The sequence below is a fragment of the Actinomycetota bacterium genome, assembly GCA_005774595.1.
Taxonomy (GTDB): domain Bacteria; phylum Actinomycetota; class Coriobacteriia; order Anaerosomatales; family D1FN1-002; genus D1FN1-002.
The window spans coordinates 1-5,360 of the sequence record VAUM01000117.1 but is presented as its reverse complement, the minus strand read 5'-3'; the positions used below and the strand labels follow the sequence as shown (position 1 = coordinate 5,360).

The window sequence follows — 5,360 nt, the reverse complement described above, 5'->3', positions numbered from 1 at the left end:
CATGATCTCGAGCCTGCGCTCGGGCGTACTACCGCCGAGCAGTCCGTCCGCCGTGTCGGCCAGCCCGTCCCAGTGCATCAGGCCCGACAGGCCGGCCCACGCCGCCACGATCACGACACCCACCAGCAGCGAGCCGAGCGGCCCGTCCACACGCAGCGACGCCGGGGACGCCACGCTGATCGCCAGCACGCCGAAGGCCATGCCGACCCACGGGTACCACGGAACCGCCGCCGGCGCGTCGGGCTCGAACTCGCCCATCGGCACGAGCGTCAGCGCCGCGATCGCGGTACGCAGGCCCGTGAGCGCGCGCTTCACGCCTCGGCCGCTCCCCCGTCCGCCTCCGACACGCCCGCCTCGGCGAACGTCGCCATCCCGCTCATCATGCGGCACGCCGCGTCGATGATCCCCATCGCGAGTGCCGCGCCGGTACCCTCGCCGAGACGCATGTCGAGCGCGAGCACCGGCTCGTGGCCGAGCGCGTCGAGGACCACGCGGTGGCCCGGCTCCACTGACAGATGCGAGGGAAACAGGTACTCGGCGCACGCCGGGCAGATCCGCACCGCGGCGAGCGCGGCGGCGCCGGAGATGAAGCCGTCCGAGACGACGCACGTGCGCTGCTCGGCCGCGCCGATGACCACGCCCGCGATCGCCGCGATCTCGAGCCCTCCGACCGCCGCGAGGATGCCGAGCGGGTCGAGGCCCGCGACGCCGTTGACCTCGAGCGCGCGACGGACCACGTCGGCCTTGCGTCGCACGCCCTCGTCGTCAAGGCCGGTTCCGCGGCCCGCGACGGCCTCCGGATCGGCGCCCGCGAACGCACAGGTCAGCGCAGTCGACGGCGTCGTGTTGCCGATGCCCATGTCGCCGGTGGCGAGCAGCGTGTACCCGTCCGCGACCATCTCGCGTGCCGTGTCGACCCCCACGAGCACCGCCTCGGCGCACTGCTCGCGCGTCATCGCGGGCCCGGCCGCCAGGTTCGCGGCGCCGGGCGCGACCTTGCGATGTCGCACCCCGGGCATGCCGCCCAGATCGCGTGCGACACCCACGTCGGTCACGACCACGTCGGCGCCGGCCGACTCAGCCAGCTGGCAGATCGCGGCCCCACCGGCGGCGAAGTTCGCCACCATCTGCCACGTCACGTCCTGCGGGTACGCGGCCACGCCTTCCGCCACCACCCCGTGGTCGCCAGCCATGAGCAGCACGGCCTTGCGCGAGACGCCCGGCCGGTCGGTCCCCTGCACGCGCGCGACGCGCGCGGCGAGCTCCTCCAGGCGCCCCAGCGAGCGCGGCGGCTTCGTGAGCGAGTCGAGCCGTGCCCACGCGCGCTCCTCGGCGGACGGGTCGGTCGGGCTGACGGCGGCGCAGACGTCCGCCAGGCGGTCTTCGAAGTTCACGCGAGGTCCTCTCAGTCGTGCGGCCAGCGCGCGGAGCGCGGCTGCGCGGTCAGGTCGATGCAGCGGCCGGCGATCACGAGCCACGCGGCGTCGGCGTCCGCCACGAGCCGGCGGTTGGCGCGCCCGAGCACGTCGCGGAAGAGCCGCCCGAGGGCGAAGGCCGGAACGACGCCGTCGCCTGCCTCGTTCGTCACCACGATCGTGTCGCCTGCGCGCGCCGCGAGCGCGGCCGTGAGCGCGTCCATGCGCGCCTCCACCGCACGGGCGTACGCGTCCGGCACCGTGTCCGCCTCGCCATACGCGCCGCCGTGCGCGTCCGGGTCCCACTCGGCGGCCATGACGCGCGACACGAGCGAGCCGAGGCAGTCGAGCAGGAGCAGGGCACCCTCGGGCACTTCCGCGAGCGCAAGGTCGGCGCCGTCCGGCTCGAGCGTGGTCCAGTGCGCCGGACGTTCGCCGCGATGCCGGGCGATACGTGCAGCCATCTCCTCGTCACCGTCGTCGCCGAAGACCGCCACGCACACGTCGCCGCCGCGCTGCTCGGCGAGCGCAGCCGCGATGGCGGACTTGCCGCTGCGGGCTCCTCCGGTGATCACGACGAGGGACATGGGTGCGAGGGCCTTCCGGGTCGGGGCGGTGGGCGCAGGATGCGATGCTACCGCAACACGGGCGGCCGCGGGGTCTTCTCGGGAGACGTGACGTCACCGGCGACGTCGTATGTGACGTCGTATGTGACGCCGGCCCACGGCGAGGCCCCCGACGCTGGGGACCGCCGGCGGATGTGCCGCGCCAGCCGCCCGCGCGCCGCCCTACCCGCATGCCTCGCGCAGTGCAGCGACCTCCTCGGCCGTCAACGCCCGCGTCGAGCCCTCGGCCAGCGCACCCAGCTCCACGGGCCCGAACGCGATCCGGCGCAGTGCCGTCACCGGGTGCCCGACCGCCGACAGCATCCGCTTCACCTGCCGCTTTCGGCCCTCGCGCAGCGCGATCTCCACCTCGGCGCGCCGCCCCTCGCTCCATGCGAGTGACACCCGCGCGGGCGCTGTCGGCCCGTCGTCGAGCGCGATCCCCTCCGACAGCGCGCGCAGATCGCCGGCCGACGGCTCGCCGTCGACCACGGCGCGGTAGACCTTCCACACGTGGTGCCGGGGGTGCAGCAGCCGGTGCGCGAGCTCGCCGTCGCTCGTGAGCAGCAGCAGGCCGGTGGTGTCACGGTCGAGCCGCCCGACGGGGAACAGCCCCGCGGGTGCGTCGGCCGGAATCAGTGAGGCGACCGTCGGCCTCCCCTGCGGGTCCGACATCGTGGTCACGTAGCCGGCGGGCTTGTTGAGCGCGTAGTACGCCGCCGCGGCGCCGAGCGTCACTGGCCGCCCGTCGACCTCCACGCGATCGGCCGCGGGGTCCACCTTGGCACCGAGTTCGCGCACGACCGCGCCGTTCACGCACACGCGCCCGGCGGTCATCAGGTCCTCGCTGCCGCGGCGCGACGCCACGCCGGCGCGCGCGAGGAAGCGCTGGAGGCGCATCGGGACGAGGCGCTCGTCCTCAGCGGGCACGGGTCGCGCCCACCGCCGCGATCCGGCGGTTCCGAGGCGACGTTCCCACGCCTACGGGCCCTTCCACGTGTAGATCGTCACCGTGGAGCCCTTCAGAACGAGGGCCCCGGCCCCCGGCGACTGCTTGTAGACCCACCCGACGTCGACCATGCCGTCACCGGGGCCGAGAACGTGGCTCCACTTGAGGCCCGCGGCCTCGAGCTTGCTCTTCGCGGCCGCCAGCCTGAGTCCCTTGACCAGCGGAACCTTCACCTTCGCCGGCGCGCCGAGCGAGACGGTGAGCGTCACCTTCGACCCCGCGGGCGCCTTCGTCCCCGCGGCCGGCGCCTGCCCGGTCACCGTGCCGGCAGCCGCCGTGCCCGCCGAATCCACGCGCACGACCGCGAACCCGGCCGCCTTCAGGGCGGCCTCCGCCTCGGCGTACGCCTTCCCCTTCACGTCCGGCACCGCGACGGGCGCCTTCCCGGAGCTGATGACCACGTCCACGGCCGAGTCGCGCGCCACCTCGGCCGCAGCCGACGGCGTCTGCGTCACGACCTCGCCCGCCGGCGCCGTCGCCGAGAACTCCGTCGTGACGTCACCGAGCGCAAGCCCCACCGCGGCGAGCGCGGCTGCGGCCTCGTCCTGCGTCGACCCGACCAGCGACGGCACCTTCACCGGCTCGCTCCCGGCCACCGTCAGGTTCACGATGGCCCCCGCCGATGCGCGCGCGCCGGCCGCCGGATCCTGCGCCACGACCGCGCCCGCGGCGCCCACCGCGTCCGCGCTGTAGGTCACGGCGCCGCTCTTGAATCCCGCCTGCGTGAGCGCGTCCTGGGCCTGCGCGACCGTCTTGCCCTTCACGTCGGGCACGACCGGGCCGCACGCCACGACCGAGCATCCGCTCGCCGCGACCGCGACGACCGTCAGCGCCAGCACGACCGACCGCCGTACGTCCATGGCTCCCCCTCCGACGACACCCTCGGTCCGAGTCTAGTGCGCGCCCGAAGGCCTAGTCCACCTCGGCGATGTCGTCCACGTCGTCACCGGGCAGCGACGGCCCCTCGGTCGCCTCGAGACGGTCGCGGATGGCGGCCTCGGTGTCGGCGTCGGGCGCGAACTCCTCGATGGGCGGCAGGTCGGAGATGTCGCGCAGGCCGAACTTCTCGAGGAAGGTGCGCGTCGTGCCGAACAGCACGGCGTTGCCCTGTTCCTTGCTGCGTCCCACCTCGCGCACGAGACCCTTCTCGACCAGCGACGCGAGCACGCCTTCCGAGTTCACGCCGCGCACGGCGTTCACGCCCTGCCGCGTCACCGGCTGGTGGTACGCGACCACAGCGAGCGTCTCGAGCGACGCCTGCGAGAGCCGCCGCGTGTCCCACGACAGCACGTAGCGCTCGATGAGCTCGTGGTGCGCCGGATGCGTGTACAGGCGCCACCCGCCCGCGGCCTCGCGCAGCTGGAAGCCGCGGTCCGCCTCGGCGTACTCGGCCGCCAGCGACGCCAACTCGCCGGCCACCTCGGCCTCGGGCGCCTCGGTCATCTTCGCGAGCCGCGCCACGCTGACCGGCTCGTCCGAGACGAACAGCAGCGCCTCAAGCGCGCCTCGCAGCCCCACGTCCGCAGTGCTCACGCGGCCTCCCCGTCGATCGCGACCACCTCGATGTCGCCGAACGCGCTCTCCTGGCGCAGTTCCGCGGCACCGCGCTTGTACAGTTCGAGTATGGCGAGGAACGTCACCACGATCTCCTCCGGCGACGCCCCCGACACCAGCAGCTCCGCGAAGGTCACGCGGCCCTCGCGCGACAGGCGCATCGCCACCACGTCCACGTGCTCCTCGAGCGAGATCGGCCGGGCGGCGACGTGCTCGGCCTCCAGCAGGAACAGGTCGCGCCGGCTCTCCAGCTCGGCGCAGATGAGCGCGAGCGAGCGCAGGGTCACGCCTTCGAGGAAGTCGGGCAGCAGGCCGAGGAACGGCTCCTCGAGGCCCGCCGCACGCGGGTGCATGCGCGCCTCCGCCTCGTGGCGCGCGCTCAGCTCGCCGGCGGCGTTCTTGAAGCGCTTGTAGGCCAGCAGCCGCTCCACGAGCAGCTCGCGCGCCTCCTCGGGGCCGAGGTCCTCGAGCTCCTCGTCGAGCTCCGCGCGCTCCTCGGGCAGCAGGCGGGCGGCCTTGATCTCGAGCAGCATCGCAGCCACCAGCAGGAAGTCGCTCGCGACCTCCAGGTCGAGCTCCTTCATCCGGTCGACGTACGCGAGGTACTGGTCGATCACCTCGGTCATCGAGATGTCGGCCACGTCGAGCCGCTGCCGCGCGACGAGGTGCAGCAGCAGGTCGAAGGGGCCCTCGAACGCGTCGACCGAGACCTTGTAGGCCACCGTGGCGGCCCTACGCTTCCCGCTCGATGTGCACGAGGCGCCGGCACTCGTCGAC

Annotated in this window: 7 protein-coding genes; all 7 read right to left on the bottom strand. The window is 74.0% G+C overall.

What is annotated here, in order from left to right:
* Window positions 1-315 (bottom strand): adenosylcobinamide-GDP ribazoletransferase (locus FDZ70_05935; GenBank protein ID TLM77108.1); only part of this gene is annotated, 315 nt, incomplete at its 3' end.
* On the bottom strand, window positions 312-1,394 hold the full coding sequence (gene cobT / locus FDZ70_05930; GenBank protein TLM77107.1) for a nicotinate-nucleotide--dimethylbenzimidazole phosphoribosyltransferase: 1,083 nt from the start codon (window positions 1,392-1,394) through the stop codon (window positions 312-314). The genes FDZ70_05935 and cobT, both read right to left, overlap by 4 nt.
* Before the next feature lie 11 nt (window positions 1,395-1,405).
* The gene (locus tag FDZ70_05925; GenBank protein ID TLM77106.1) at window positions 1,406-2,002 is read right to left on the bottom strand and encodes a bifunctional adenosylcobinamide kinase/adenosylcobinamide-phosphate guanylyltransferase; all 597 of its coding nucleotides are present in this window, start codon (window positions 2,000-2,002) and stop codon (window positions 1,406-1,408) included.
* 201 nt (window positions 2,003-2,203) lie between these two features.
* Window positions 2,204-2,920, bottom strand: coding sequence for an rRNA pseudouridine synthase (locus FDZ70_05920; GenBank protein ID TLM77109.1), 717 nt, complete (start codon window positions 2,918-2,920; stop codon window positions 2,204-2,206).
* Window positions 2,921-3,001: 81 nt separating this feature from the next.
* Window positions 3,002-3,889, bottom strand: coding sequence for a PASTA domain-containing protein (locus FDZ70_05915; GenBank protein ID TLM77105.1), 888 nt, complete (start codon window positions 3,887-3,889; stop codon window positions 3,002-3,004).
* Window positions 3,890-3,941: 52 nt separating this feature from the next.
* A complete protein-coding gene (scpB, locus tag FDZ70_05910) occupies window positions 3,942-4,562 on the bottom strand; it encodes an SMC-Scp complex subunit ScpB (GenBank protein ID TLM77104.1) in 621 nt (206 codons plus the stop codon).
* The gene (locus FDZ70_05905) at window positions 4,559-5,305 is read right to left on the bottom strand and encodes a segregation/condensation protein A (GenBank protein ID TLM77103.1); all 747 of its coding nucleotides are present in this window, start codon (window positions 5,303-5,305) and stop codon (window positions 4,559-4,561) included. Before FDZ70_05905 ends, scpB begins: the two co-directional genes overlap by 4 nt.
* Window positions 5,306-5,360 lie beyond the last annotated feature (55 nt).